Here is a 1,406-nt window from a genome sequence, read left to right as displayed (position 1 = left end):
AGCTCGCGCATCGCCTTGCACATCGCGATCATCGGACGGGAAATGCCGTTGCCGAGCATCAGGGCCAGCGTGGCGCCGACGGCAAGGCCGCCCAGCGCCATCATCAGCATCAGCCGCTCGGTCTCCCCGATCGTGGCATTGGCACTTGCCTCGATTCGCTGCTGGTCGGCCGTCACATCCGCCCGCAATTCGCCCGACGCCTTGAGGATGGACGCCGCCGTCTTGGTCATCTCGCCGTTCAGCTTGACGATGACCTTCACGTTCTCGGACAGTTTTGCGAAGGAGGAGCGGTACTGCTTCAGGAGGTTGCCGACCTCGGTGACCCGGTCGGTGATCTTCTGGTCGTTGGCATAGATCGAGACCAGCAGGGTCTCCAGGAACTTGATGCGCGCGATCACGCCGTCGGACGTCTTCGGCTCCGGCTTGGCGACGAAGGCGCTGACCGAGGTGGAGACGGCCAGATATTGCGAGGTGACGTCCTTGGCCGTGGTCTGAACCGAGGCCAGGCCCGCCAGCGCCGCGGTGTCGGCGAGGTCGTCGAACTTGAAGCGGATCTTGTTGCCGACGCCGTTGAGCTCATCGGCCGCGATCTTGGCGTTCTCGCGCGTCAGCGTGATGATCTCGCCAAACACTTTCGTGAAGCGCTGGAACTCGGCCTCGAGCTGGCCGACCTGCTCGCGGCGCGCGGCTGTCGTCGTTGCCGCCATCGACTTTGCGATCGCCGCCTTCAGATTCTCTTCGGCCGCCTTCGCCGCGGTCTCGTCATCCGCCGCGCCGGTCAGAGTATAGGCCCGCGCCAGCCCCTGATAGGCGATCAGCTCGCGATCGACGGTGCGCGCGAGGTCGGCTTCCGACACGCTGGTGCGGTAGGAGGCGACGGCACCCGCGATCCGCTCGAAGCCGAAATAGGCAAAGGCCATGCTGACGGCGAGGATGGCGAGCACCGCCACGAAACCGAGGATGATTTTTGCGCGAAAGCGCAGCGTTGGCAGCTTCGATGTGCTCGGCTTTGACTTGACGGACATTCCCCCACCCCATTCCATTCGCGGAAAACCAGGCGCAGCCCGGAAGCAGCCCGCTTCCCGACTCACGAGCACGTTACGGAGCAAAGGATAAGCCGCGGTAAATTTGCGGCATCGCAACTTGCGGTTAGGTGACGCGGATGGGGGCCCTTCGCGCCGTCAGGAGTTACGAGTGGCAGCCTCGATCTCCGCTCGCCGTCCCGGCGAAGGCCGGGACGACATGGAGAGCGTGGCCCGACCTGAGCGTTACGCCGCCCTGATATTCCCCATGAAGCGGTCGAGCTCGGCGCGGAGGCGGGTGCTCTCGCTGGAGAGCGACTTGGCCGAATTCAGCACCTCTTCCGAGGCCGAGCCGGTCTCGGCGGCGCCGCGGTTGACCTGGCC

Annotated in this window: 1 pseudogene; it reads right to left on the bottom strand. The window is 65.1% G+C overall.

The window, feature by feature from the left end:
- A pseudogene (locus tag K289_RS0140845) lies at positions 1 to 1,025 on the bottom strand (methyl-accepting chemotaxis protein); the annotation flags it as partial.
- Between the last annotated feature and the right edge of the window lie 381 nt (positions 1,026 to 1,406).

Origin of the sequence: Bradyrhizobium sp. Cp5.3 (genome assembly GCF_000426265.1) — a bacterium.
In the GTDB taxonomy this organism is placed as follows: Bacteria; Pseudomonadota; Alphaproteobacteria; order Rhizobiales; family Xanthobacteraceae; genus Bradyrhizobium; species Bradyrhizobium neotropicale.
Note: the sequence above shows the minus strand (reverse complement) of the source record. Positions and strands in the feature narration are given on the sequence as shown.